The 24,732-nt window shown below is 68.0% G+C and carries 23 protein-coding genes and 2 pseudogenes; 16 read left to right on the top strand and 9 right to left on the bottom strand.

All coding sequences use genetic code 11. The features are described from left to right. Positions 1-29 precede the first annotated feature (29 nt). The gene (locus I3K84_RS14505; protein WP_196994852.1) at positions 30-2,138 is read right to left on the bottom strand and encodes a TonB-dependent siderophore receptor; all 2,109 of its coding nucleotides are present in this window, start codon (positions 2,136-2,138) and stop codon (positions 30-32) included. 321 nt (positions 2,139-2,459) lie between these two features. Further along, a complete protein-coding gene (locus I3K84_RS14500) occupies positions 2,460-3,578 on the bottom strand; it encodes an IS630 family transposase (protein WP_231403305.1) in 1,119 nt (372 codons plus the stop codon). A 218-nt stretch (positions 3,579-3,796) separates the two neighbouring features. Here I3K84_RS14500 and I3K84_RS14495 point away from each other — a divergent pair, with 218 nt between their 5' ends. Further along, positions 3,797-4,876 carry an IS630 family transposase gene (locus I3K84_RS14495; protein WP_005801445.1) on the top strand — a complete coding sequence of 360 codons (1,080 nt, stop codon included), beginning with the start codon at positions 3,797-3,799 and terminating at the stop codon, positions 4,874-4,876. Between the two features lie 91 nt (positions 4,877-4,967). Here the strand turns inward: I3K84_RS14495 and I3K84_RS14490 are convergent, their stop codons facing one another. Both I3K84_RS14490 and trxA read right to left on the bottom strand, forming a co-directional pair. Further along, entirely contained in the window at positions 4,968-5,810 is an 843-nt protein-coding gene (locus tag I3K84_RS14490) for an META domain-containing protein (protein WP_196994851.1), read from the bottom strand. A gap of 23 nt (positions 5,811-5,833) precedes the next feature. Continuing rightward, positions 5,834-6,742, bottom strand: a complete 909-nt coding sequence (gene trxA, locus I3K84_RS14485; RefSeq protein WP_196994850.1) for a thioredoxin — start codon at positions 6,740-6,742, stop codon at positions 5,834-5,836. Positions 6,743-6,925: 183 nt separating this feature from the next. Here trxA and I3K84_RS14480 point away from each other — a divergent pair, with 183 nt between their 5' ends. The 6 genes from I3K84_RS14480 to I3K84_RS14455 all read left to right on the top strand — a co-directional run bounded on the left by I3K84_RS14480 (position 6,926) and on the right by I3K84_RS14455 (position 11,767). Then, the gene (locus I3K84_RS14480; protein WP_047351538.1) at positions 6,926-7,507 is read left to right on the top strand and encodes a DJ-1/PfpI family protein; all 582 of its coding nucleotides are present in this window, start codon (positions 6,926-6,928) and stop codon (positions 7,505-7,507) included. A 141-nt stretch (positions 7,508-7,648) separates the two neighbouring features. Continuing rightward, entirely contained in the window at positions 7,649-7,990 is a 342-nt protein-coding gene (locus I3K84_RS14475) for a ribbon-helix-helix domain-containing protein (protein ID WP_103738466.1), read from the top strand. Between the two features lie 71 nt (positions 7,991-8,061). Further along, positions 8,062-8,559, top strand: a complete 498-nt coding sequence (gene purE, locus I3K84_RS14470) for a 5-(carboxyamino)imidazole ribonucleotide mutase (protein ID WP_011807019.1) — start codon at positions 8,062-8,064, stop codon at positions 8,557-8,559. Continuing rightward, positions 8,556-9,731, top strand: coding sequence for a 5-(carboxyamino)imidazole ribonucleotide synthase (locus tag I3K84_RS14465; RefSeq protein WP_196994849.1), 1,176 nt, complete (start codon positions 8,556-8,558; stop codon positions 9,729-9,731). Before purE ends, I3K84_RS14465 begins: the two co-directional genes overlap by 4 nt. Positions 9,732-9,742: 11 nt before the next feature. Continuing rightward, positions 9,743-10,741: an L-threonylcarbamoyladenylate synthase gene (locus I3K84_RS14460; protein WP_011807021.1), complete on the top strand. Its 999-nt coding sequence runs from the start codon at positions 9,743-9,745 to the stop codon at positions 10,739-10,741. Between the two features lie 72 nt (positions 10,742-10,813). Further along, positions 10,814-11,767, top strand: coding sequence for an SGNH/GDSL hydrolase family protein (locus tag I3K84_RS14455; RefSeq protein WP_196994848.1), 954 nt, complete (start codon positions 10,814-10,816; stop codon positions 11,765-11,767). A 222-nt stretch (positions 11,768-11,989) separates the two neighbouring features. Here the strand turns inward: I3K84_RS14455 and I3K84_RS22295 are convergent. The 3 genes and pseudogenes from I3K84_RS22295 to dacB form a co-directional block, all read right to left on the bottom strand. Then, a pseudogene (locus I3K84_RS22295) lies at positions 11,990-12,094 on the bottom strand (OmpW family protein); the annotation flags it as partial. Beyond that, a pseudogene (locus I3K84_RS22290) lies at positions 12,084-12,454 on the bottom strand (phospholipase); the annotation flags it as partial. The pseudogenes I3K84_RS22295 and I3K84_RS22290, both read right to left, overlap by 11 nt. Before the next feature lie 185 nt (positions 12,455-12,639). Continuing rightward, positions 12,640-14,130, bottom strand: a complete 1,491-nt coding sequence (gene dacB, locus I3K84_RS14450; protein ID WP_231403337.1) for a D-alanyl-D-alanine carboxypeptidase/D-alanyl-D-alanine-endopeptidase — start codon at positions 14,128-14,130, stop codon at positions 12,640-12,642. Positions 14,131-14,180: 50 nt separating this feature from the next. Here dacB and tsaB point away from each other — a divergent pair, with 50 nt between their 5' ends. The 9 genes from tsaB to corA all read left to right on the top strand — a co-directional run bounded on the left by tsaB (position 14,181) and on the right by corA (position 21,999). Beyond that, the gene (gene tsaB, locus I3K84_RS14445; RefSeq protein WP_196994846.1) at positions 14,181-14,891 is read left to right on the top strand and encodes a tRNA (adenosine(37)-N6)-threonylcarbamoyltransferase complex dimerization subunit type 1 TsaB; all 711 of its coding nucleotides are present in this window, start codon (positions 14,181-14,183) and stop codon (positions 14,889-14,891) included. Further along, a complete protein-coding gene (gene rimI / locus I3K84_RS14440) occupies positions 14,888-15,364 on the top strand; it encodes a ribosomal protein S18-alanine N-acetyltransferase (RefSeq protein WP_011807026.1) in 477 nt (158 codons plus the stop codon). Before tsaB ends, rimI begins: the two co-directional genes overlap by 4 nt. Next, a complete protein-coding gene (locus I3K84_RS14435) occupies positions 15,361-16,131 on the top strand; it encodes a uracil-DNA glycosylase family protein (RefSeq protein WP_172208837.1) in 771 nt (256 codons plus the stop codon). The genes rimI and I3K84_RS14435 overlap by 4 nt, the downstream gene beginning before the upstream one ends. Before the next feature lie 179 nt (positions 16,132-16,310). Further along, positions 16,311-16,805 (top strand): 4Fe-4S dicluster domain-containing protein, encoded by a 495-nt coding sequence (locus I3K84_RS14430; RefSeq protein WP_047351546.1) that lies wholly within the window; start codon positions 16,311-16,313, stop codon positions 16,803-16,805. 40 nt (positions 16,806-16,845) lie between these two features. Continuing rightward, positions 16,846-18,693, top strand: coding sequence for an aldehyde ferredoxin oxidoreductase family protein (locus I3K84_RS14425; protein WP_196994845.1), 1,848 nt, complete (start codon positions 16,846-16,848; stop codon positions 18,691-18,693). A gap of 123 nt (positions 18,694-18,816) precedes the next feature. Next, the gene (locus I3K84_RS14420; protein WP_196994844.1) at positions 18,817-20,109 is read left to right on the top strand and encodes an NAD(P)/FAD-dependent oxidoreductase; all 1,293 of its coding nucleotides are present in this window, start codon (positions 18,817-18,819) and stop codon (positions 20,107-20,109) included. A gap of 88 nt (positions 20,110-20,197) precedes the next feature. Continuing rightward, positions 20,198-20,452 carry a MoaD/ThiS family protein gene (locus tag I3K84_RS14415; RefSeq protein ID WP_196994843.1) on the top strand — a complete coding sequence of 85 codons (255 nt, stop codon included), beginning with the start codon at positions 20,198-20,200 and terminating at the stop codon, positions 20,450-20,452. 29 nt (positions 20,453-20,481) lie between these two features. Continuing rightward, positions 20,482-20,781 carry a hypothetical protein gene (locus I3K84_RS14410; RefSeq protein ID WP_231403336.1) on the top strand — a complete coding sequence of 100 codons (300 nt, stop codon included), beginning with the start codon at positions 20,482-20,484 and terminating at the stop codon, positions 20,779-20,781. 231 nt (positions 20,782-21,012) lie between these two features. Next, positions 21,013-21,999 carry a magnesium/cobalt transporter CorA gene (gene corA, locus I3K84_RS14405; RefSeq protein WP_196994842.1) on the top strand — a complete coding sequence of 329 codons (987 nt, stop codon included), beginning with the start codon at positions 21,013-21,015 and terminating at the stop codon, positions 21,997-21,999. 206 nt (positions 22,000-22,205) lie between these two features. On the opposite strand, the gene I3K84_RS14400 is transcribed toward corA, so the two are convergent. Continuing rightward, positions 22,206-22,967 (bottom strand): 5'-methylthioadenosine/adenosylhomocysteine nucleosidase, encoded by a 762-nt coding sequence (locus I3K84_RS14400; protein WP_103738476.1) that lies wholly within the window; start codon positions 22,965-22,967, stop codon positions 22,206-22,208. Between the two features lie 83 nt (positions 22,968-23,050). Next, positions 23,051-24,730 carry a long-chain-fatty-acid--CoA ligase gene (locus tag I3K84_RS14395; protein ID WP_196994841.1) on the bottom strand — a complete coding sequence of 560 codons (1,680 nt, stop codon included), beginning with the start codon at positions 24,728-24,730 and terminating at the stop codon, positions 23,051-23,053. Positions 24,731-24,732: the final 2 nt, after the last annotated feature.

Below are 24,732 nucleotides of genomic sequence, written 5' to 3'. Positions count from 1 at the left end.
GGGATCGGCCGGGGATCGCCAACGCTTGCTCAGAACTGGTGGTTCAGCGAGAGCTGGTAGCTGCGCGGCGCGCCGTAGTAGCCCGCGTAGCGCAGGGTGTTGATGTACTTCTCGTCGGTGATGTTGTTCACATTGAAGCGCAGCGTCGTCTTGGGCTGCAGCTGCCATGCAACGAAGGCGTTGAGCACGGCATAGCTGCCCTGGCGCACGGTGAAGCCGCTGGCCTCCATGTTGGAGATTTTGCTTTGCCACCGTGCGCTGGTGCCAAAGGACAGCGCGGGAAGGCTCGGTAGACGCGCCTTGAGCGCGAGATTGGCCGTATGGCGCGGTACCCAGGCGTAGGTGTCGCCGCCATCCGGGCCGGTCAGCTTCAGGGTGGTATAGCCGGCTGTCAGGTCGATATGGTTGTTGAGCCGGCCCACGGCTTCCAGCTCCACGCCGGTGGACTTCACGTCTTCGGGCGCGTAGACCGCCTGGCCATTCTGGTTATAGGTGCCCGTGGGCGTGGCCAGGCCCGACTGCTTGGCCTGGAACACCGCGACCGAGGTCAGCAGGCGCTTGTCCAGCCAGTCGGCTTTCAGGCCCGCCTCGTAGTTGGTGCCCTTGCTAGGGTCGAGATAGCGGTCGTTCGCATCGGCCTGGCTCTGCGGGAAATACAGGTCAGAGTAGCTCACGTAGCCCAGCACGCTGGGCGTGAACTCGAACGTCAGCCCGGCATAGGGGCTGGTCTTGCTGCGTGAAAGGTCGGAGGCCACGCCATAGCTCGTTCCGTCGCGGCTGTATTGCGCGTGGTTGACTCCCACCACCGCCTTGAGCCGATCCGTCAGCGCGAACCGCATGGTGCCAAATGCGCGCTGCAGTTTCTGGTTCAGCGTGCTTTCGAGGGCCAATGGGCCCCACTGCGGCTCGGGAACAAGGTTGCCGGGGTACGGAAAGCCCGGCAGCGCGATGGCGCTGCAGGCACTGGCGCCGCAGTCCGACCCGGCGTATCCATTACCCGTGTACTCGCTCTTGGCCCAGCTCACACCGAACAGCGCCTCGTGCTGCCGTCCCAGCATCTCGAAGCGGCCGTTGACGGTGGCGGTGGCCAGATGCGCGTCCATCGTGTCTTTGCCGCCCCACGCATAGCCGACCAGACTGGAGCCCGAGGGAAACGCGTAAAAGAGCTTGCTGTCGTTGTCGATGGCGCGGTAGTTGTAGGCCAGCTTGAGCTGCCAGTCCATGCCGATCTGGTGGGCGTATTCCACGAAGGCCGTCTTGGTCGTGGTGTCCCAGCGGGTCCAGTCCTGCGTCGTGGATGCGTTGCGGCCCCATGCGTTCTGGGTGCCATCGGCATTCATGAAGGTCAGGGCGCCCCACATGTTGCCCGTGGAGTCGGACTGCTGATGGGACAGGCCCAACGTCAACAGGCCGTTGTCGCCCACCTGCCCATCCACAACGCCATAGAGGAACGTGCGCTCGCGGTCGAAACTGCGCAGGTGCGAGCCGCCCTCCTCGCGTGCCGCCACGACCCGGCCCGCCCAGCGGCGATCGGCGGTGAGCGGCCGCGAGTAGTCCGCCTCGACGCGCGTGGTCCCCCAGGACCCATAGCTCAGACCCAATGAGCCCTGCTCCTTGTTGGTGGGACGCTTGCGCACGAAGTTGATCGTGCCCGCCGCATTGCCCACGCCGGTCAGCAGCCCGTTGGCGCCGCGGATGACTTCGATCTTTTCGTAGCCGAAGGAATCCATGGCGCCGGTGACGATGCCCCAATCATTGGGCAGGCCGACGCCGTCGATCTGCGTGTTGGCGATGTCAAAGCCGCGCGCGGTGAACGTGGTGCGGTTGGTCTCCCACTCGTCGACGATGATGCCGGTGCTCAGGCGCAGCGCTTCGTTGAGATTGCTGGTGCCGAAATCGCGCATTTGCTCGGTGGTCACGATGCTGATGGATTGCGGCGTTTCCTTGATGTCCAGATCCAGCCCGGTCGCCCCGCTGCTCACCCGGTCCTCGCGCTGCTGGACAATCGTCACCTCCTTCAGCGTAGGCTCGACGGGCGCACTCGCCTGGGCCCATGCGGCGCCCATCAAGGGCGGCTGCACGATCAACGTCATGAGTGCGATGGAGCGCACGACGGGGCGGAGGGGATGGGGGTTCATGGACGACAATTCCCTTGGTTTCAACAAATGGGAATCATTATCATCTCGGTTTGTAAAAAACACGGTCGCGCAAATGCCGCGCCTGCCGCGATGCACGCATCAGAACTTCTGTTTTTGTAGCGGCTGGCGCTCACCCACCAAGCGCTAGGGCCTGTTCACACTATTTTTGCCAGATGCGTTGCGATCAAAAAGGGCCAGGCGCAAGGCGCCAAACGAAGCTGGGGTGCTACCCCAGCGAGGCTTGGCAACGCCGCGAATGGCCCTTTTTGATCGCAACCCGGAGGGAACGGAGTGAAAACCGCGCCACGCGTCGTTGCCCTCCTAGTGTAGTGTTGCATTCTGTTTGGAACTTAATCGGCTATTGGCGCGGATGACCTTTTGCAGGATGTCGCGAGCGTTCTTGGTCCAGATGAACGGCTTGGGGTTGGTGTTGTGATGCGCGATGTACTCATCGATGGCCGAGACGAGTTCGGGCACGCTGGTGAACACCCCGCGGCGTAGCCGGTTCTCGGAGATGTCGCGAAAGAAGCGCTCGACCATGTTCAGCCACGATGCCGAGGTCGGCGTGAAGTGCATGTTGAATCTGGGGTGCTTGGCCAGCCACTCCTGCACAGCTGGATGCTTGTGCGTGGCGTAGTTGTCGGCGATCAGATGCAGCGTCTTGTCCTTGGGCGTCTCCCGATTGATTTGACGCAGGAACTTCAGCCACTCGATGTGGGTGTGGCGCTGCTGGCACTGGCCGATGACCTGACCGTTGAGCACGTTGAGCGCAGCGAACAAGGTGGTTGTGCCGTTGCGCTTGTAGTCGTGCGTCATGGTGGCCGCGCGCCCCTTCTTGAGCGGCAGCCCGGGCTGCGTTCGGTCCAGCGCCTGCACCTGGCTCTTTTCGTCGCAGCACAGCACCAGCGCATGCTCGGGCGGCGACATGTAAAGCCCCACGATGTCTTCGAGCTTTTGCACGAACTGCGGATCGCGCGAGACCTTGAAGCCGCGCACGATGTGAGGCTTGAGACCGTGGGCCTGCCAATGGCGCATCACGGTGCTGGCGCTGACGCCCAACTCAGCGGCCATCGTGCGCGTGCTCCAGTGCGTGGCCGCCTCGGGCTTGGTCTGTGTGGTTAGCTTCACAAGCTTGGCCACATCCACCTTCACCGGCGGTGCGCCGCGCGGCAAGTCGCGCTCGATACCTTGCAGCCCCAATTGCAGGTAGCGTTCACGCCAGCGCGCCACCTGCACGCGCCCAATGCCAAGCTGCTCGGCAATATCCTTGTTTTGCAGCCCCTGCGCGGCCAGCAGCACGATCTGGGCGCGCTGGGCCAATCTGACGCTGGTGCGCTTGGAGCGCGCCAGCCGGCTCAGCTCGCTTTCCTCTTCATCCGTCAACACAATCGTCGGGGCAACTCGCAATTTTTCACTCCAATGCAAACCGTAGTAGAGCATTGGAGCGTGGTTGCTCAATTAAGTTTCATTAAGAATCAAACACTACACTAGCCAAGGCCCCGGCCTTGGCGTCGTCACGCGCCTAGATTGGCGCGGTTTTCACGCCATTCGCACTGGCAAAAATAGTGTGAACAGGCCCTAGTGTGGTGTCTCAAAAATAGATAGAACTATTTTGACCGGTGTTGGTCGAATCAGCTTCCTTATAGGAGACTACGCTGATGGCCCACCCTGGACGCCCCGCCACGAAGCTGCAGATCACCGATGCCGAGCGCGCAGAGCTGCATGCGCGACTGCGCGTACGCAAAGCGCCCGAGGACGAGAAGCTGCGCATGCGAATCGTGCTGGGCTGCGCAGATGGGGAGTCGGGCACCATGATTGCCCAACGCTTGGGCACGACGGTGCAAACTGTCTCCAAGTGGCGGCGGCGCTACCGGGCGTATCGTCTGGCGGGTTTGACCGATGCCCCGCGCGCTGGCCGCCCGCGCAGTGTGGGCGACGAGCAGGTTCAGCTCATTGTGGACAAGGTTCGCCAGAGCAAGCCTGACAACGCCACGCACTGGAGCGTGCGCCAGATGAGTCGGCACGCTGGCGTATCGCCCGCGACGGTGCAGCGCATCTGGCATGCCTTTGGGCTGAAGCCGCACCTGCAAGAAACCTTCAAGCTATCGACGGATCCCCATTTCGTGGACAAGGTACGGGATGTGGTGGGGCTGTATATGGCACCACCCGATCGCGCCTTGGTGCTGTGCGTGGACGAGAAGAGCCAGATCCAGGCTCTGGATCGCACCCAACCAGGGTTACCACTGACGTTTGGCAAACCCAGCACGCGCACGCACGATTACAAGCGCCATGGCACAACGTCGCTGTTTGCAGCGCTGGATGTGGCCACTGGCAAAGTCATAGGACAGCTCAAGCGCCGTCACCGCAGTGTGGAATTCCTGCAGTTCCTCAAAGCCATCGATGCAGCGGTGCCTGGCGAACAAGACATCCACCTGATCATGGACAACTACGGCACGCACAAGACGCAGGCAGTGCGGGCCTGGCTAGCAGCCCATCCTCGCTACCACGTTCACTTCACGCCCACCTCAGCGTCCTGGCTCAATCTGGTCGAGCGTTTCTTTAGCCAGATCAGCGAGCAGTGGATCAAGCGCAGCGCCCACACCAGCGTTGCTCAGCTGGAGCAATCCATACGGGAATACATTGATCGTCACAACGAGGATCCCAAGCCGTTCGTGTGGCATAAAAGTGCGGACACCATCTTGGCATCTGTGGCGCGGGCAGCGAGTACCATTATTTGATGATTACTTTTGAGACACCACACTAGAGGCCAATTTCCTTCATGCACCCGCATCAACCACGGCGAACGCCGCGGCATGGGTCGCAGCGCACTCACTGGGGTTGCATGGGTGGCTCGTCGTCCTCGGGCCGCGGCGCGCCCCATTCCTCGGCCACGAAGCGCAGCAGGGGCGTGCCGTCCTCGCCGCGCAGCTCCAGCGTCCGGCCTTGCTGCCGGTAATACGCCACCGCGCCCAGGCGCTCGAAGAAGGCCGGCTCCGATCCGCCGCCCGCAAGGCACAGGCGCAGGGACGCGCTCATGCGGGACAGCCGCAGTTGCCCGCCCTCTTGCACGTACTGCCCCACGAAACGGTTGCACCCTCCCGAACCGCTCACACGCCCCGCATCGCGCTGCAGCATCAGATGGGCCGCGGCCTGCCCCTCGGCCGGCGCGTCCACCGGCGCATCGTCCACCACCTCCACGAGTTTCCAATAGGTCTGGCGCAGCGGCACGGATGCGGCCGCCGTGGCTTGCAGCGCTGGCACGCGCGCCAGGATGACGTCCACATGGCGGAAGGCCGGATCGATCAGCACCGGGTGCACGCGGGGTGTGTCCAGCAGCAGGCGCCCCTGCTGCGTGACCGCTGCGCGCACCTCGTAGCGGCCTTGGGCGTGGACGTCCACCTGGCGGTAGGGAATGCGCAGCATGTAGGGCAGCGGGCCGGCCGGGTCGATGCGCTGGCGGCCCAGCACCCGCGGCGGATGGCCCTCGCGCGTCACGTCCACGAGCGCTGCCTCGAACAGCGCGTCGGGCGGCACGTAAAGCCGCTCGCGCGAGATCACGGTGCCGGAGATCTGCGCATCGGGGCCCGGGGCCGTGGCGCAGCCGGCAAGCCACGCGGCGGCCAGCAGCAGCGCCGTCCGCCCGGCTGCGTGCAACGGCTGCAGTCCCGCCACCGCGCGCCCGCCTCCGGCGTGGGTCAGCTCAGCACCACGCTGGACAAGCGCCGCCGGTAGCTGGCCACCACCGGGTCCTCGGGCGGGATCTGCCCGTCGGCCACCTTGACCTTCGGGGGCTCGATGATCTCCAGCACGGCCACGTAGGCCTTGCGCGCGGCATCGTCGTTCCAGGCCTTGTCGCGCATGAGAATTTCCAGCAGCTCGTCCATGGCCTCCTGCCAGCGCTGCTGGGCCATGAGCCAGCGTGCGCGTGCAAAGCGCGTCTCGAAGTCGCGCTTGTTGGCCGCAATCTTTGCATCAAATTCGGCTCCAGCGCCCGCCCCATAAGCGCTAGAAGCTACGAAATCAAGAGCATCCATCCACGCCTTGAGCGCCCCCAGGCGGCGCGAGACCTCGGCCTTGGCGATGACCGGCGCGAAGGCCACCTTGGCGTCGTCTTCGCGGCCCAGCTGCAGCAGCAGCTTGACGTAGTCAAAGCGCGCGTCGTCGTTGGCCGGGTCGGTGGCGACGGCGTGCTGCAGCTTTTCCAGTGCACCCTCGGTATCGCCCTCGGCGAGCGCATCCAGGGCTTCCTCTTCCTGCTCCTCGGCCTGCAGCTCCTCGGCGCTGGGCACATGCTTGTCCAGGAAGGCGCGCAGTTGGCTCTCGGTTTGGGCGCCCATGAAGCCATCCACGGGCTGGCCATTCACCATCAGCACGCAGGTGGGGATGCTGCGGATGCCGAACATGGCAGCCAGTTGTTGCTCCTGGTCAGAGTCGATCTTGGCCAGGGTGAAGCGGCCAGCGTATTCCACCTCCAGCTTCTCCAGCACCGGGCCCAGCGTCTTGCAGGGGCCGCACCAGGGTGCCCAGAAGTCCACCAGCACGGGCACTTGCATCGAGGCGGCAACCACCTCGGTTTCAAAATTCTCTAGGGTGACGTCGATCATGTGTAGCGGTCCCGGTAGTGCGGCGCACGGCGCCGGTCAATGGTGATGGGGATTCTGCGGCAATTTCGCGCGCCACAGGTACAAGCCCGCAGGGCCCCTTGTAGTAGCGGGTTAATACCTGCCGCACCTGCAGGCTGCCCACAATGGTCTGTACCCCAGCCACCCACAGCAAAGGAGACCCCCATGGCAGGCAAGAAGATTCTGATGATCTGCGGCGACTACTGCGAGGACTACGAGACCATGGTGCCGTTCCAGGCGCTGCAGGCCGTGGGCCACACGGTGCATGCGGTCTGCCCGGGCAAGAAAGCGGGCGACCACATCAAGACGGCCATCCACGACTTCGAAGGCGCACAGACCTACAGCGAGAAACCCGGCCACAACTTCACCCTGAACGCCACGTTCGCGGACGTCCAGGCGCAAAGCTACGACGCGCTGGTGATCCCCGGCGGGCGCGGCCCCGAGTACCTGCGCAACGACGCTGCCGTGTGCGCCGCCGTGCGCCATTTCTTCGAGGCGGGCAAGCCTGTGGCCGCCGTGTGCCACGGCGCCCAGCTCCTCGCGGGTGCCGGCGTGCTCAAGGGCCGCACCTGCTCGGCCTACCCCGCCTGCCGCGCCGAAGTGGAACTGGCCGGCGGCCGTTACGCCGACATCCCCGTGGACCAGGCGCACACCGAGGGCAACCTGGTCAGCGCGCCCGCGTGGCCCGCGCATCCCGCGTGGATCGCACAGTTCCTGGCGCTGCTGGGCACGCGCATCACGCTCTGAAGGCAAAAAGGGCTGCAGCGCTCACCCATCAAGCGCAAGCAGCTATCACTATCACTTTGAAAGCACCTAACTCCTGACTTGACGGCGCCGGCGGCGGGCCGCACCATGGCCCGCCGTCCCCACGCCCGAAGGAGTTCCGCCGTGTGCCAGGTCTTCATCAGCGCCGACCCACAGCTCTACGCCTACCGCGCCCGCTCCGTGCGGCTGCACGGGGTGGCCACGAGCATCCGGCTGGAGAACCTGTTCTGGCAGGTGCTGCAGGAGATCGCCGCGCGCGACGGCTACAGCCTGGCCCAGCTGTGCACCAAGCTGTACGACGAGCTGGTGGCCGAGCACGGCGCGGTGGACAACTTCACCTCGTTCCTGCGCGTGTGCTGCACGCGCTACCTGGCGCTGCAGCTGTCCGGCGAGATTCCGCGCGACGCGCGCGTGCCCGTCCGCTCGATCACGCTGGGCGCCAGCGCCGCCCTGCTGGCGCATTGACCCCCGGGCGCGCGCACAAAAAGTAAAATCGCGGGCTTCACCCCCGGCGAGCGCACCGCGCGCACCCCCACATGAACCCCATCCAGATCGGCGTGGTCATGGGCTCCAGCAGCGACTGGGAGACCATGCAGCACGCAGTTGCCATCCTCCAGCAATTCGGCATCGCGCACGAGGCGCAGGTGGTCTCCGCCCACCGCATGCCCGACGACATGTTCCGCTATGCCGAGGCCGCGGCCGGCCGGGGCCTGAAGGCCATCATCGCGGGCGCCGGCGGCGCCGCGCACCTGCCCGGCATGATCGCCGCCAAGACCACCGTGCCGGTGCTGGGCGTGCCGGTCGCCAGCCGCCACCTGCAGGGTGTGGACTCGCTGCACTCCATCGTGCAGATGCCCAAGGGCGTGCCCGTGGCCACGTTCGCCATTGGCGCGGCCGGCGCGGCCAACGCGGCGCTGTTCGCCGTGGCGCTGCTGGCGGGCGAGAACCCGGCGCTGCGCGAGCAGCTGGACGCCTTCCGCGCCGAGCAGACCGCCGCCGCGCGCGCCATGACGCTGCCGCCGGTGTCCGCATGAACGAGCGCCAGACCGTGATCCTGCCCGGCGCCACGCTGGGCGTGCTGGGCGGCGGGCAGCTGGGGCGCATGTTCGTACACGCGGCCCAGGCCATGGGCTACTTCACCGCGGTGCTGGACGAGGACGCGGCCAGCCCCGCCGGCCTGGTGAGCCACCACCACATCCGCACCGGCTACGAAGACCCGCAGGGCCTGGCCACGCTGGCCCGCGCCTGCGACGCCGTGACCACCGAGTTTGAAAACGTGCCCGCCGCCGCGCTGGACACCCTGGCGCGCAGCCTGCCGGTGTCGCCCGCCGGCAGCGCCGTGGCCATCGCCCAGGACCGCGCGCGCGAAAAGGCGCACTTCGTGCAGTGCGGCGTGCCGGTGGCGCCGCATGCAGTGATCGAAACCGCCGCGCAGCTCGCCGCCGTTCCCGCTGATCTGCTGCCGGGCATTCTGAAAACCGCCCGCATGGGCTACGACGGCAAGGGCCAGGTGCGCGTGGCCACGCCCGCCGAGTTGGCCGGCGCCTGGGAGCAACTGGGCCGCGTGCCCTGCGTGCTGGAAAAGATGCTGCCGCTGGCGCACGAGTGCTCCGTCATCGTCGCGCGCGGGCGTGACGGCACCGTGGTGCACCTGCCCGTGCAGCGCAACCTGCACCGGGACGGCATCCTGGCCGTGACCGAGGTCTACGAAGGAAATATGCCTCCAGCGCAGACCAGTCAAGCGCTGGCAGCTGCAAAATCAGTAGCAGACGGTCTGAACTACGTGGGCGTGCTGTGCGTGGAGTTCTTCGTGCTGCAGGACGGCACGTTGGTGGTCAACGAGATCGCCCCGCGCCCGCACAACAGCGGCCACTACAGCCAGAACGCGTGCGACGTCTCGCAGTTCGAGCTGCAGGTGCGCTGCATGACCGGCCTGCCGCTGGTCCAGCCGCGCCTGCACAGCCCCGCCATCATGCTCAATCTGCTGGGCGACCTGTGGTTCACGGGGGACCAGCCCGTGGCGCCGACTGCCCCCGCGTGGGATGCGGTGCTGGCCCTGCCGGGCTGCCACCTGCACCTGTACGGCAAGGTGGAGGCCAAGCGCGGCCGCAAGATGGGCCACCTGAACATCACCGGCACCACGCCCGAGGCGGTGCGCGCCACGGCGCTCAAGGCGGCCGCCATCCTCGGCATCGCGCCGTTCTGAACGGGGCCCGCATGATTCTGGATGGACGCCTGGACGCCTCGGTGCAGGCCGCCGCGCAGGCCCTGGCGCGCGGCGAACTGCTGGGCCTGCCCACCGAGACGGTGTACGGCCTGGCGGCCGACGCCGACAACGACGCGGCCGTGGCGCAGATCTTTGCCGCCAAGGGACGCCCTGCCAGCCACCCGCTGATCGTGCACGTGGCCGACGCCGCGGCCATCACCCGCTACGCCAAGGAAGTGCCGCTGTTCGCGCAGCAACTCATCGACGCCTTCTGGCCCGGCCCGCTCACGCTCATCCTGCCGCGCCTGCCCCACGCCGCCGTGGCCTCCACAGGCGGGCAGGACAGCGTGGGCCTGCGCTGCCCCGCGCACCCCGTGGCCCATGCGGTGCTGCAAGCCTGCCAGCGGCTGGAGCCCCCCGTGTGGGGCGTGGCCGCGCCCAGCGCCAACCATTTCGGCCGCGTGAGCCCGACCACCGCGCAGCATGTGGCCGAGGAATTCGGCGACGACCTGCTGGTGCTGGACGGCGGCGCCTGCACCGTCGGCATCGAGTCCACCATCATCGACTGCACGCGCGGCGTGCCCGTGCTGCTGCGCCCCGGCGCCATCTCGCGCGAGGACGTGCAGCGCGCCTGCGGCCAACGGCCGCTATCGAAAGAAGAGCTTCCAGCACTGACCCCGCGGGCTTCAGGCACACTTTTAGCCCATTACGCCCCAACGGCGCGCGTGCGCCTGATGGACGCCAAACAGCTGCAGGCCGGACTGGATGTGCTGGGGGCGGACGCGGCCCACATCGCCGTGTATGCACGCGCGCCGCTGCGCGCGGCGTCGTCGAAGATCCTTGTGCGGCGCATGCCCGATGACGCCGCCGCCACCGCGCAGCAGCTGTTCGCCGCGCTGCGCGGCTTCGACGAGGCCGGGGTGAAGCTGATCTGGATCGAAACGCCGCCCGACGCGCCCGCATGGGAAGGCGTGCGCGACCGCCTGCAGCGCGCCGCGGCCGCGGGCTGACGCGCCTACATCAAGCTACAAGCCTTGTCCGCACCCTCGTTACACTCTCGCCCACTTCAATCGGAGAAATACATGGCAGCAAATTGGATGCGCCGCACTCTTGTGGCCGCCGCCTGTGCATCGGCCGCGCTGCTCGCGGCCTGCGGTTCCAGCAGCACTGAATCGGCAATCTCGCCCCAGCGCTTCATCGCCTTCGGCGACGGCCTGGCCGACGTGGGCCAGAAGGGCTCCAGCTACACGATCAACGACGGCAGCATCAACAACTGGATGCTGCGCATCTCCTCCAACTACGGCGGCACCTTGAAGCCCGTGTCGGCAGGCGGCTTGAGCTACGCGCAGGGCAATGCCCGCGTGACGGCCACCCCCGACGCCGCAGGCAACGCCGCCACCCCCACGGTCACGCAGCAGATCGACCAGTTCCTGGCTGCCAACAAGTTTGCCGACACTGATCTGGTGATGCTGAGCGCCGGCGCGAGCGACATCATCGCCGGCATGGCCGCGGTGCAGGCCGGAACGCTCACCGAAGAGCAGTACGTGGAGGCTGCGGGCAAGGCAGGCCAGGAGCTGGCCGCGCAAGTGCGCCGCCTGTCGGACGCGGGCGCCAAGCACATCCTGATGACCGGCACCTACGACCTGAGCCGCACACCCTGGGCCAAGGCCATCAAGAAGGAAAGCCTCATCAGCAGCGCCAGCCGCCGCTTCAATGACGACCTGCTGGTCAACATCGTGGACATGGGCAAGACCGTGCTCTACGTGGACGTGGCCTACTACGTGAACCTGTTCGAGGGATCGCCCGGCGGGTACGGCTTCACCGACAGCAGCACACCCGTGTGCACGTCGGTGGACGCAGGCCCGGGCATCGGCATCGGCGCGGGCGAGGTGAACTCCGCGCTGTGCACCACCGCCACGCTGCTGCCCAACGCCAACCCGGACCGCTTCCTGTTCGCCGACAAGGTGTACATCACTCCGGCCGCGCACCGCGAATTCGGCAACTACGCCTACGACCGCCTGCGCAACCGCTGGTAAGCAAGCACGCCGCCCGCGGGGCACCCGCCGGCGGCCACACCGGTGCTGCGCCGGCCAGCCACGGGGGCGCATCCGCCCCCGTTCGCTCCCCTGATCGTCAGAGCCCCCAAAAAAAGAGGCCAGCCCCGCAAGGAGCCGGCCTTTCAAGCCTCGGAGACGAAAACCTGGGACACTTCGCGCACCCCGCGCGGCGCGCCCCCTCCCTCGGCGCCTGGGGCGCTCTCAGAACCGGTAGCCCACCCCCACCGCCACCACGTTGGGGTTCAGCCGCATGCCGATGCTCTGGCCGCTGGATAAGTGGGCCGTGGTCTTGAGGAAGCTCTTGTAGGATGGACACGGGCGAGGTGGGCGCCGTGAAGTTGTTGATGCGCCCGCCGCCTACCGCGTAGTTGGTGCAGTCGGCCTTGGCGCTGAAGCTGCCCCCCGCGGACACATAGTGCGGGCACAGCGTGCGGCCATAACTGGCGGCCACGCGCTCGGGCCAGATGGCCGTGGAGCCCGCGCCCGTAGGGGCCGTGCCCTGGACCGTGAACTTCAGCCCGAAGGTGCCGCTGTCCGCCAGGCTGTCACCCATCACCTTGACTGCGGTGACCGCCGTGGCGGGCGTGTGTCGGCGCCGCCGCCCCCGCAGGCCGCCAGAACGGCGGCGGAAACGGCAACGGCGACCCACTGCATGCGTGGTTTCATCAGGAACTCCTGTTATGAATAGAACGAACGTTCGTTTTTTTCAGGAGTATTACCGATGAAGCGCGAGAGGCCGTCTGCGGGTAAATACCAACATCGGAGGCATCCCGCCGCGCCGCGCGGGCAGCACGACACGTCTGCCGGTGGGCCGGCCCGGGCGTTCGATGGCGGACGGCGGCTGCGCCGCCTCAGCGGTCGCTCGCGGCCCAGTCCACCAGCGCGTCCAGGGCCGGGCGTGCCGCGGAGGCATTTGGGTGGTTGACGAAGCCCACCAGCACATAGCGCCGGCCGCCCGCGGCATGCACATAGCCGGCCAGCGCCACCACGTCGCGCAGCGCACCCGTCTTGAGGTGCGCGAAGCCCGCAGCCTGGCCCTGGCGGCGGCGCAGCGTCCCGTCCACCCCGGCAATGGGCAGCGATGCCATGAATTCCGGCATCACCGGCGACGCCCAGGCGTGCTGCAGCATGCGCGCAAGCGCCCGCGCGTTCACGCGCGCCTCACGGCTCAAGCCGGCGCCGTTGTCCACCACCGGCATCTCGGCGGCGCCCAGGCGCTGGCGCCACCACTGTGCGAGCACGCTGCGCGCCTGGTCGAAGCTGCCTGCGCCGGCTTTTTGCAGCCCCAGCGTCAAAAACACCTGCTGCGTCATGACGTTGTTGCTGTACTTGTTGATGTCGCGCACCACCTCCGACAACGGCGGCGAGGTACTGCCGAATGCCGGCGCCAGCCCCGCAGGCACCTTGCCGTCGCGCACGCGGCCGGTGAGCTTGCCGCCCAGTTCGCGCCACATGCCTTCCACCGCGCGCGCCGCGTAGCCGCCCGGGTCGGCCGGTGCGATGGACCACTCGCGTTCGCCGCAGGCCGCCGGGTACACGCCCTGGAAGGCGATGCGCGCAGGGTCCGCGAAATCCGCCCGCAGCCCTGCACGCCAATCGCCGCAGGCCGCGCCCTGCGCCGCCAGCGGCACGGTGGCGGGCAGTTCCACCTGGGCCAGCGGCGGCTCATAGCGCAGCCGCGCCACGCCGGCCGCCAGATCCGGCACGAAGCCGATGGACACCGCCTTGTAGTTGAGCAGCAGCGCGTCGGGCGCGGCGTTGTAGGGGCGCCAGGGCTCGCCGTCGAACAGCGCCGGATCGTGCGCCGGCAGCGCGAAGGCGCTGCGGTCCAGCACGATGTCGCCCAGGATCACCTCGACCCCCGTCGCACGCAGGCGGCGCATGAGCAACCACAGGCGCTCCACCACCAGCTTGGGGTCGCCCTGCCCCTTGATGTACACGTTGCCGCGCAGGCTGCCGCCCTGGGGCGCGGCGTCCAGGTACACGGGCGTGTCCCAGGTGAATGCCGGCCCCAGCAGGTCCAGCGCCGCATACGTCGTGACCAGCTTCATGACCGAGGCCGGGTTGGCGGGCGCATCGGCGCGGTGGGCCAGGCGCGGCTGGCGCCCCTCGACCTCCACCACCAAGGCGGAGAGTGCTTCGCGCGGCACCTTGGCGCGCTGCAGCGCGGCCTCGACGGAAGGTGGCAAGACCGATGCATCGGCGGGCACAGGCTGGGCGCCCGCCCAGGGTGTCAGGAAGGCCAGGGCCAGCGCCCACCCGGCCGCACAGCGCAGGCGGCGGGCCTGCCCAAGGAAAGAAAACGACATAGCCGACATGGCGGCGAGTTTAGGGGGCGCCATGGCCGCCCGCCCCGCCATGGCTTGGCGCGCAGCCGATAATCACGCCCTCCATGAACCTGCTTGCCTTCGACACCAGTACCGACGCGCTGTCCATCGCCGTGCAACACGGCGCGCGCGTGTGGCAGCACAGCGGCGCCGGCGGCGCCCAGGCCTCGGCCACGCTGATCCCGGCCATCCGCGACTTGCTGGCGCAGGCCGAACTGTCGTTCGATCAGCTGGATGCCGTGGTGTTCGGGCGCGGCCCGGGCTCGTTCACGGGGCTGCGCACCGCGTGCGCGGTGGCCCAGGGCCTGGCCTTTGGCGCGCGCGGCGGGCAGGGCGTGCCCGTGCTGCCGGTGGACACGCTGCTCGCCGTGGCCGAAGAGGCCCGCGCGCAGCACGGCTGCACGCGGGTGGTGGCGACGCTGGACGCCCGCATGAACGAGGTCTACGCGGCACCCTTTGAGTGGCAGGCCGACGGCCGCTGGCAGGTGCCGCAGGACTTCCAACTGCTGGCGCCCGAGGCCCTGGCCGTGGCGGATGGCTGGACGGTCGCCGGCAATGCCCGCGCCGCCTACGGCGAGCGCCTCGCGCCGCAGGCCCCGCACATGCACGCCCTGCCTATGGCGGCGGCCCTGCTGCGGCTGGCACCGGCGCTGCTGGCCGCGGGCGCGGGCGTGGCGGCCGACGCAGCGCTGCCGCGCTACATCCGCGATAAAGTGGCGCAAACCACCGCCGAGCGAGAAGCCGCCCGCCAGGCCACGCCGGCCCCCCAGACATGAGCGCCATCGTCCAGCCCCCCCACGCCTTCGAGGCCGCCTTCGAGCCGCTGACGCCCGCGCGGCTGGATGCGCTCCTGGCCATCGAGAACAGCGCCTATAGCCATCCCTGGACACGCGGCAACTTTATCGACGCCATGGCCGCCGGCTACCAGGCCCAGCTGCTCGTGGCCGATGGACAGATCCTGGGCTACTTCGTCGCCATGCGCGGCGTGGACGAGGTGCACCTGCTCAACATCACTGTGGCGCCCGCCTTCCAGCGCCAGGGCTGGGCCCATGTGATGCTGGACGCGCTGGCCGTGTGGGCGCGCGGCCAGGGCGCGCAATGGCTGTGGCTGGAGGTGCGCGCGAGCAACGAGCGCGCGCGGCGCATCTATGAAGTCCACGGCTACCGCCGTGTGGGCGAGCGCAAGCGCTACTACCCCGCCGCGGACGGCGAGCGCGAGGACGCCGTGGTGATGAGCCTGCTGCTATGAGCCTGTCCCTGGACGCGCGCCAACGCGCCATGCTGCAAGAGATGGGCGTCACCGTCTGGGCGCCGCCGCCGGCACGCCCGCTGCCGCCCCGAGTGGCCGCGCCTGCGCAAGCGGAAGCGGAAGCGGCCATCGCATCCGCCGCCGCGCCCACGCCAGTGCTGCACGCGCAACCTACGCCAGCCGCCCCGCGCCAGCCCGCGCATGCCGCTGCCCCTGCCGCACCCGCGTCCGAGCCGCGCACGGCCGGCGCCGCGCCCACCGGCCTGCTGCTGCGCGCGCCCGTGGCGCTGTACCCGCAGGCCGACCCCCAGGCCGTTCCGCCCGAGCTGGGCGCCGGCTGGCTGGTGGTGCTGGAAAGCCCCACGCCGGCCGAGCCGCTGGCGGGCGACAGCGGCCGCCTGCTGGACAACATGCTGCGCGCCATGCGCCTGCACCGGCACCCGCGCACCTTCGTCGCCACGCTGAACCGGCACGCGCCGGGCCTGACCGCCGAGGGGTTGGAGCCCGCCGCCGGCCTGCAACAGGCGCTGCAGACGCTGCGCCCCTCCCTGGTGCTGGTGCTGGGCCTGGGCGCGGCGCGCGTGGTGCTGGGCAGCCGCGAGCCCCTGGGGCGCCTGCGCGCCACCGCGCACCACCTGCCAGACGGCACGCCCGCCGTGGTGAGCTACGACCCGGCCTACCTGCTGCGCGCACCCGATGCCAAGGCCGCCGCCTGGGCCGACCTGTGCCGGGCGCTGGCCCTGGTGCGGCGCAGCACCGCACCCTGACCCGCCGCGACCGAACGGCCCGCCCGGCACGCGCCTGGCGGGGTACGGCGCGCACCCCATACCCGACGCGGGTTTCCCCTCTGCAAGTCCCCTCCCCTGGGCTGCCTACAATACCTATGCAAATCTTTTCATAGGCAAGGCGTCCCCTGCCCTGGGCGCCGGTACCCAAGGAGACATTCATGCAAAAGGTGTTGCACATCAACGCCGACAAGTGCACCGGCTGCCTGCAGTGCGAGATGGCCTGCTCTTTCGAGAACTACGGCGTCTACGCCACCGCCAAATCGCGCATCAAGGTGTTCGACTTCCACACCACGGGCAAGAAGGTGCCCTACACCTGCACCCAGTGCGACGAGGCCTGGTGCCTGCACGCCTGCCCGGTGGAGGCGATCACGGTGGACAAGCTGAGCGGCGCCAAGATCGTGTCCGAGTCCACCTGCGTGGGCTGCAAGGTCTGCACCATCGCCTGCCCCTTCGGCACCATCAACTACGTGGCCGACACGGGCAAGGTGCAAAAGTGCGACCTGTGCCACGACCGCGCCGAGGGCCCGGCCTGCGTGGAGGCCTGCCCGACCACGGCCATCACCTACATCGACGCCAACTGGACCGGCCTGGAGCGCATGAAGCAGTGGGCCGACAAGCTGGGCAATCAAGCCAATCAGCCCGCTGGCGCTTGACCACCAAGCGCTAGCAGCTATCAATCAAGGAGCACACATCATGTCCTGGGCTGGCAAGATTCTGCGCGTCAACCTGAGCGCGGGCACCGTTACCCCCGAGCCGCTGAACATGGACTGGGCACGCCAGTACCTGGGTTCGCGCGGCCTGGGCACCAAGTACCTGGTCAGCGAGATCGACCCCCAGGTCGACCCGCTGTCGCCGGACAACAAGATCATCTGGGCCACGGGTCCGCTCACGGGCACCATGGCCTCCACGGGCGGGCGCTACACCGTCATCACCAAGGGGCCGCTCACCGGCGCCATCGCCTGCTCCAACTCGGGCGGCTACTGGGGTGCCGAGCTGAAGATGGCCGGCTGGGACATGGTCATCTTCGAGGGCAAGTCCCCCAAGCCCGTGTACCTGTACATCAACGACGACGTGGCCGAGCTGCGCGACGCCGCCGACATCTGGGGCAAGAGCGTGTGGGAGACCGAGGAGCACCTCAAGACCACGCTGCAGGACCCGCTCACGCGCATCTCCGGCATCGGCCGCGCGGGCGAGAACCAGGTACTGTTCGCCGCCGTGGTCAATGACCTGCACCGCGCCGCGGGCCGCTCGGGCGTGGGCGCGGTCATGGGCAGCAAGAACCTCAAGGCCATCGCCGTGCGCGGCACCAAGGGCGTGGGCAACATCCGCGACCCCAAGGCCTTCATGGCCGAGACCTTCGCGCGCAAGAAGATCCTGCACGACAACGCCGTCACCGGCCAGGGCCTGCCCACCTACGGCACGCAGGTGCTGATGAACGTGATCAACGAGGTGGGCGCCCTGCCCACGCGCAACCACCGCGACGTGCAGTTCGAGGGCGCCAAGGACATCTCCGCCGAGGCCATGGCCACGCCGCGCGCCAGCGACGGCAAGAAGCACCTGGTGACCAACCAGGCGTGCTTTGGCTGCACCATCGCCTGCGGGCGCATCAGCAAGATCGACGAGACGCACTTCACGGTGGTCAACAAGCCGCAGTACTGGGGCGCCAGCGGCGGCCTGGAATACGAGGCCGCCTGGGCCCTGGGTGCGGCCAACGGCGTGAACGACCTGGAATGCCTGCAGTACGTGAACCTGCTGTGCAACGAGCAGGGGATCGACCCCATCAGCTTCGGCGCCACCGTGGGCGCGGTGATGGAGCTGTACGAAATGGGCGTGCTCACCCGCGAGCAGATCGGCATCGAGGCGCCCTTCGGCTCGGCCAAGGCGCTGGCCTTTCTGGCCGAAGAAACCATCCACGGCCGCGGCTTTGGCAAGGAGGTGGGGCAGGGCTCCAAGCGCCTGTGCACCCAGTACGGCCATCCTGATTTGTCCATGTCCTCCAAGGGCCAGGAGTTCCCCGCCTACGACGGCCGCGCCATCCAGGGCATCGGCCTGGCCTACGCCACCAGCAACCGCGGCGGCTGCCACCTGCGCGGCTACACCATCGCGTCCGAGATCCTGGGCATCCCCGTCAAGACCGAGCCCACGGCCACCGAGGGCAAGCCCGAGCTGGTCAAGGCCTTCCAGGACGCGACGGCGGCGTTTGACTCGGCCGGCGTGTGCATCTTCACCACCTTCGCCTGGAGCCTGCCCGACCTCGCCCCCCAACTGCAGGCGGCGTGCGACGAAGGCTTCACGGTGCCGGAGCTGGAGAAGATCGGCGAGCGCATCTGGAACATGGAGCGCGAGTTCAACAACGCCGCCGGCTTCACCAAGGCCGACGACAGCCTGCCCCGGCGCCTGCTGACCGAGGCGGCCAAGACCGGCGGCTCCAAGGGCACGGTGAGCCACCTGCCCGAAATGCTGCCCAAGTACTACGCCGTGCGCGGCTGGGACCCCGAAGGCCGGCCCACACCCGAAACGCGCGCGCGCCTGGGACTGTGAGGCCATCTGCCGCGGGCCACGGCAGGGGCCTGCCCGCGGCGCAAGGATAAAAGGCAAATCGGCATGCAGCGCTTACCTATCCTGCGTTAGCAGCTATCAATACTGCAGCAACCGAGCATCCCTATGCACCACCTGATCCTCGGGGCCGGCCCGGCCGGCGTCATCGCCGCGGAAACCCTGCGCAAGCATGCGCCGGGCGACCGCATCACCCTCGTGGGCGACGAGGCCGAGCCGCCCTACTCGCGCATGGCCATCCCCTACCTGCTGGTGGGCGACATCGACGAGCGCGGCACCTACCTGCGCAAGCGCGCCGACCACTTCGCACAGCAGCGCATCGACCGCCTGAGCGCGCGCGCCGCGGGCGTGGATGTGCAGGCCCGCACCGTCGCGCTGGAGGGTGGCGTCACGCTGGGTTTCGACCGGCTGCTCATCGCCACCGGCTCCCACCCCGTGCGCCCGCCCATCCCCGGGCTGGACCTGCCGGGCGTGCAGACCTGCTGGACGCTGGCCGATGCCCGAGCCATCGCCGCGCGCGCCCGGCCCGGCGCGCGCGTGCTGCAAATGGGCGCGGGCTTCATCGGCTGCATCATCATGGAGGCGCTGCAAAAGCGCGGCGTGCAGCTCAGCGTGGTCGAGATGGGCGACCGCATGGTCCCGCGCATGATGGGCGCGGTGGCCGGCGGCATGATCCGCGACTGGTGCGAGCGCCAGGGCGTGCAGGTGTTCACGGGCCACAAGGTCGAGCGCATCGACCGCGCACAAGGTGAAGGCAGCGGCGACGCGCTGCGCGTGCACCTGTCGGGCGGCAGGGTGCTGGATGCCGACCTCGTCATCAGCGCCACGGGCGTGCGCCCGGCCATCGGCTTTCTGGCGGGCAGTGGCGTCACCTGCCTGCAGGGCGTGTTGACCGACGAGCGCATGCAGACCAACGTGCCCGGCATCTATGCCGCGGGCGACTGCGCCGAGGCGTTCGACCCCTTCACGCGCAAGACCGTGGTCAGCGCCATCCAGCCCAACGCGGCCGAGCAGGCGCGCGTGGCGGCGCTCAACATGCTGGGGCTTCCCGCGGCGCTGGCGGTGGTCACCCAGATCAACGTGCTGGACACGCTGGGGCTCATCTCCACCAGCTTCGGCAACTGGCAGGGCGTGCCCGGCGGCGAACAGGTGGCGCTGACCGACGCGGCGGCCGGCAAACACCTGAGCCTGCAGTTCGAGGGCGACCGGCTCATCGGCTGCAACTCCGTGGGCATGACGCAGCACGTGGGCGCCATGCGCGGCCTGGTGGAAGGCCAGGTGCGCCTGGGCCCCTGGAAGGAACACCTGCGCCGCGACCCCACGCGGCTGATGGAGGCCTACCTGGCCTGCGCCCAGGCGCAGGGGCGCTGGAGTGGCGCGCAGGACGCGCGCCGGCGCTGAGGCCAGGGAATTTGCTATGCTAAAAGTAGCTGTCAGCGCTTACCCCACAAGTGCAAACGGCTGATTTGGCATGAAACCGGATAGGCACATGCGCATCACTTTCAAGCTCTTTGCCTCGCTCACCGACTACCTGCCGCCCGAGGTGCGCCCAGGCAACCAGATGGCGCTGGAAGTCGCCCCCACGCAGAGCATCAGCCAGATCATCGCGCCTTTCCGCCTGCCGCCGGACATGGTGCACCTGGTGCTGGTCAACGGCCGCTACATCGCCCCCGCGGCGCGCGCCACCACCACGCTGCAAGAGGGCGACGCGCTCGCCATCTGGCCGCCGATCGCCGGCGGCTGAATCGCAGCCTCCTACCCTCCCCGCACCTTTTGAGCGATTGGCCTGACCACTTCACGCGCGACATGAGCTGCGCGCCCACCGAATGGCAGCGGCTGCTGCAGCGGGCGCTGGCGGGGCACGCCTGGGCCGCACAGGGCGACGCCCAGGTACGCATCGCGCTCGCGGGGGGCGCGCTCACGCTGCACTGGGCGCCGGGGCCTGCGCGCCAGATCGCGCTGCTGCGCCTGCCCACGCTGCACCTGCACTTCGCGTTCGACGGCGTCCCGCCCGCCGAGCGCCAGGCTTTCATGCGGCACCTGGACCTGCACACGCACCGCGGCGGGGGGTGATGCGGTGCGGCGCCTTTCCCCCGAAAAGGCGCCAAGAACGTGTCATGCGGCGGTGCTTCCATTGGGGAGCGGATGCGATAATTCCCGTCTTGCACAACGTATGGAGACAGCTCCGTGGAAACCTACCCTAGTTGGTAGCTTTCAGCCTCCCGGCCCATTGACATGCCGAAGGGACTGAAAGCGCCCCCCGCCCCTTTTGCAGACGCCACAAGACAACCGGGAGAGTGAGCCATGCTCAACATCTTTACGCTCGCCAACGGCCGGCTCGTCCAGGAAGAAATCGAGTCCCTGGAAGAGCTGGCGCGCTTTCAGCCGATCTGGGTGGACCTGGAGTCCCCCACGCCCGAGGAAAAACGCTGGATCAAGCAGCACTACGGCCTGTCCATCCCCGAAGACGCGATGGACGAGGACATCGAAGAGTCCGCGCGCTTTTACGAGGAAGACAACGGCGAGCTGCACATCCGCAGCGACTTTCTGGTGGATGTGGACGACGAGCCCGCCTCGGCCCGCGTGGCCTTCATCCTGAACCTGGTCAACGACACCCTCAAGAGCAAGGGCGTGCTGTTTTCCATCCACGACGAGGACATCCCCGTCTTTCGCCTGCTGCGCATGCGCGCACGCCGCGCCCCCGGCCTGATCGACGATGCCAAGGACGTGCTGCTGAGCCTCTTCGACACCGATGCCGAGTATTCCGCCGACACGCTGGAGGGCATCTACGACGACCTGGAAGAGGTGAGCACCCAGGTGCTGGCCGGCAACGTGACCGACGCACGCGCCAGCGAGGTGCTGGCGGCCATTGCGCGTCAGGAGGACTTGAACGGCCGCATCCGCCGCAACGTGATGGACACGCGCCGCGCGGTGAGCTTCATGATGCGCAGCCGCATGCTCAGCTCCGAGCAGTTCGAGGACGCGCGCCAGATCCTGCGCGACATCGAGTCGCTGGACAGCCACACGGCCTTCCTGTTCGACAAGATCAACTTCCTGATGGACGCCACGGTCGGTTTCATCAACATCAACCAGAACAAGATCATCAAGATCTTCTCCGTGGCCAGCGTGGCGCTGCTGCCACCGACGCTGATCGCCAGCGTCTACGGCATGAACTTCAAGTTCATGCCCGAGCTGGACTGGCAGTACGGCTACCCCTACGTGCTGGCACTGATGGTGGCCAGCGCGCTGGGGCCGATGCTGTACTTCCGCAAGCGGGGCTGGTTGAAATAAGTACATCCCCCTGAGCGGCTGCGCCGCTTCCCCCTTCTCTCGCACCGCTGCGCGCTGCGGGAAGGGGAACGACGCCGGTGGCCTGGCAAAGCCAGTTCCACGGCGTCTGCTGGGGTGGCCTGCTCCGCGGCCATCGGATGGATAAGGGCGCGCCAATTTCAAACAAAATCGGCCTCTGGCGCCTACGCATCAAGCGCTAGCAGCTCTTATTTTGGGAGCATTTGCACGAAGCGCTGCACGATGTGGTCCGCATAGCGGCTGGCCACGTTCTGCACGAAGTGGGCGAAGTCGACATGCGCACTGTCGTCCGCGCGGTCGGAGATGGTGCGCACCGCCGCAAACGGCAGGCCGTAGTCGCGGCAGACCTGGGCCACGGCGGCGCCTTCCATCTCCACGGCCAGCACGTCGTGGTCCGACGCCAGCAGCGCCGCGCGCAACGCGCTGGATTCCTGCGCCGTGGAGACGAAGCGGTCGCCGCTGGCCATCAGGCCGTGGTGCACCTGCGGGGCGCGCGCAGCGTTGGGAAGATCAGCAACAAAATGGGCTCCAGCGTCCGCCAGGTAAGCGCGAGCAGCTTCCAAAAGCAGAGCATTCAGCGCCGCATCGCAGTCCATGCGCGCACGGCCGTAGCCCGGCACTTCCCAGCGCGGGAAGATGGGCGAGGCATCAAAGTCATGCTGCAGGTAGTCCTGCGCGACCACCACATCGCCCACTTGCACGCCCTCACCCACGCCGCCGGCCACGCCGGTGAACACCATGCGCGCCACGCCGAAGCGCTCGGCCAGCGCTGCAGCCGTGGTGGCCGCCGCCACCTTGCCAATGCCCGACAGCGCCAGCACCACGGGCTGCCCATGCAGGTGGCCGCGCCAGAAGACGCGGCCCGCATGCTGCAGTTGCTCAGGTTGCTGCAGGGCGTGCATGAGGCCGCCCTGCTCTTCGGGCAGGGCGCTGAGGATGGCAGTGGTCATGAGGGCGAGGGCCGGGCGTAAAAAAGCCGGGATTATCCCGGCTGTAGCGGCGAGAGCCCGCGCGGGGCCCTCGGGTTCTCGGCTTATTTCTTGTCGCGCAGCTCGCGGCGCAGGATCTTGCCGACGGGGGTCTTGGGCAGTTCGGTACGGAACTCGATCACCTTGGGCTGCTTGTAGCCCGTGAGGTTGGCGCGGCAGAAGTCCTTGACCTGCGCCTCGGTGAGCGCCGGGTCCTTCTTGACGATGACCAGCTTCACGGCCTCGCCCGTCTTCTCGTCGGGCACGCCCACCACCGCGCATTCCAGCACGCCGGGCATCAGCGCCACCACGTCCTCCACCTCGTTGGGGTAGACGTTGAAGCCGCTGACCAGCACCATGTCCTTCTTGCGGTCCACCACCTTGAAGTAGCCGCGCGCGTCCATCACGCCGATGTCGCCGGTCTTGAAGTAGCCGTCCTCGGTCATGACCTTGGCGGTCTCGTCGGGGCGCTGCCAGTAGCCGGCCATGACCTGCGGGCCCTTGATGGCGATCTCGCCCGCCTGGCCGGTGGCGGAGATGTCGTGCCCCTCGTCGTCCAGGATGCGCATGGAGGTGCTGGGCAACGGCACGCCGATGGTGCCCGAGAACTCCGTGGCGGTGACCGGGTTGCAACTGGCCGACGGGCTGGTCTCCGACAGGCCGTAGCCTTCGCAGATCGGGCAGCCGGTCTTGTCCAGCCAGAGCTTGGCCACGGCCGCCTGCACAGCCATGCCGCCGCCCACGGAAACCTTGAGGTTCTTCCAGTTGACCGTGTTGAAGTCGGGATGGTTGGCCAGGCCGTTGAACAGCGTGTTCACCGCCGGGAAGCTGTGGAACGTGTGCTTGGACAGCTCCTTGAGCACGGCCGGCAGATCGCGTGGATTAGGAATGAGGATGGTTTTGCCGCCCGTGCGCATGGACAGCATCATGTTCACCGTGAACGCGAAGATGTGGTACAGCGGCAGCGCGCACACGGCCGTGGGCTGCTCGCTCTCGGGGATCTTGCTCGTCGCGGGCTTGTTCCAGGCCTCGGACTGCAGCACGTTGGCGATCACGTTGCGGTGCAGCAGCACGGCGCCCTTGCTCACGCCCGTGGTGCCGCCGGTGTACTGCAGCAGTGCGATGTCGTCGCTCTTCAAAGACGGCTTGTTCAACTGCAGGCCCGCGCCCTTGGCCAGCGCGTCGTTGAAGCGCACTGCGCCGGGAAGCTGGTAGGCCGGCACCAGCTTCTTGACGTTGCGTACCACGTAGTTGACCAGCAGGCCCTTGAGCAGGCCCAGCCGGTCGCCCATGGCGCACAGCACCACGTGCTGCACGGGGGTGTTGGCGATGCAGGCCTGCAGCGTGGCGGCGAAGTTCTCGATGATGACGATGGCCTTGGCACCCGAGTCCTTGAGCTGGTGCTCCAGTTCGCGCGGGGTGTACAGCGGGTTCACGTTGACCACCACGAAGCCCGCGCGCAGCACGGCCGCCACGGCAATCGGGTACTGCGGCACGTTGGGCATCATGAGCGCCACGCGGTCGCCACGCACCAGGCCCAGGCTCTGCAGGTAGGCCGCGAGCTGGCGACTCAGCGCGTCCGTCTCGCGGTAGCTGGTCTCCTTGCCCATGAAGCTATAGGCCGTGCGGTCCGCATAGTCGCGGAAGGCCTGCTCCATCAGCTCCACCAGCGACGTGTACTGCGTCGGGTCGATGTCGGCAGGAACGCCCTGCGGGTAGGCGCCAAGCCATGGGCGGTCGGTCATAG

This window comes from Diaphorobacter sp. JS3051 (genome assembly GCF_015832135.1).
GTDB lineage: Bacteria > Pseudomonadota > Gammaproteobacteria > Burkholderiales > Burkholderiaceae_C > Diaphorobacter > Diaphorobacter nitroreducens.
This window is presented reverse-complemented; position numbering and strand designations above follow the sequence as displayed.

Bases quoted from the DNA above. Each gene is read 5' to 3' on its own strand.
- I3K84_RS14425 (WP_196994845.1), top strand. From the start codon at position 16,846: ATGTCCTGGGCTGGCAAGATTCTGCGCGTCAACCTGAGCGCGGGCACC.
- I3K84_RS14460 (WP_011807021.1), top strand. From the start codon at position 9,743: ATGATTCTGGATGGACGCCTGGACGCCTCGGTGCAGGCCGCCGCGCAG.
- I3K84_RS14495 (WP_005801445.1), top strand. From the start codon at position 3,797: ATGGCCCACCCTGGACGCCCCGCCACGAAGCTGCAGATCACCGATGCC.
- I3K84_RS14435 (WP_172208837.1), top strand. From the start codon at position 15,361: ATGAGCCTGTCCCTGGACGCGCGCCAACGCGCCATGCTGCAAGAGATG.
- I3K84_RS14420 (WP_196994844.1), top strand. From the start codon at position 18,817: ATGCACCACCTGATCCTCGGGGCCGGCCCGGCCGGCGTCATCGCCGCG.
- I3K84_RS14465 (WP_196994849.1), top strand. From the start codon at position 8,556: ATGAACGAGCGCCAGACCGTGATCCTGCCCGGCGCCACGCTGGGCGTG.
- rimI (WP_011807026.1), top strand. From the start codon at position 14,888: ATGAGCGCCATCGTCCAGCCCCCCCACGCCTTCGAGGCCGCCTTCGAG.
- I3K84_RS14480 (WP_047351538.1), top strand. From the start codon at position 6,926: ATGGCAGGCAAGAAGATTCTGATGATCTGCGGCGACTACTGCGAGGAC.
- I3K84_RS14395 (WP_196994841.1), bottom strand. From the start codon at position 24,730: ATGACCGACCGCCCATGGCTTGGCGCCTACCCGCAGGGCGTTCCTGCC.
- I3K84_RS14415 (WP_196994843.1), top strand. From the start codon at position 20,198: ATGCGCATCACTTTCAAGCTCTTTGCCTCGCTCACCGACTACCTGCCG.
- I3K84_RS14500 (WP_231403305.1), bottom strand. From the start codon at position 3,578: ATGCTCTACTACGGTTTGCATTGGAGTGAAAAATTGCGAGTTGCCCCG.
- I3K84_RS14430 (WP_047351546.1), top strand. From the start codon at position 16,311: ATGCAAAAGGTGTTGCACATCAACGCCGACAAGTGCACCGGCTGCCTG.
- tsaB (WP_196994846.1), top strand. From the start codon at position 14,181: ATGAACCTGCTTGCCTTCGACACCAGTACCGACGCGCTGTCCATCGCC.
- I3K84_RS14455 (WP_196994848.1), top strand. From the start codon at position 10,814: ATGGCAGCAAATTGGATGCGCCGCACTCTTGTGGCCGCCGCCTGTGCA.
- corA (WP_196994842.1), top strand. From the start codon at position 21,013: ATGCTCAACATCTTTACGCTCGCCAACGGCCGGCTCGTCCAGGAAGAA.
- trxA (WP_196994850.1), bottom strand. From the start codon at position 6,742: ATGATCGACGTCACCCTAGAGAATTTTGAAACCGAGGTGGTTGCCGCC.
- I3K84_RS14505 (WP_196994852.1), bottom strand. From the start codon at position 2,138: ATGAACCCCCATCCCCTCCGCCCCGTCGTGCGCTCCATCGCACTCATG.
- dacB (WP_231403337.1), bottom strand. From the start codon at position 14,130: ATGGCGCCCCCTAAACTCGCCGCCATGTCGGCTATGTCGTTTTCTTTC.
- I3K84_RS14400 (WP_103738476.1), bottom strand. From the start codon at position 22,967: ATGACCACTGCCATCCTCAGCGCCCTGCCCGAAGAGCAGGGCGGCCTC.
- purE (WP_011807019.1), top strand. From the start codon at position 8,062: ATGAACCCCATCCAGATCGGCGTGGTCATGGGCTCCAGCAGCGACTGG.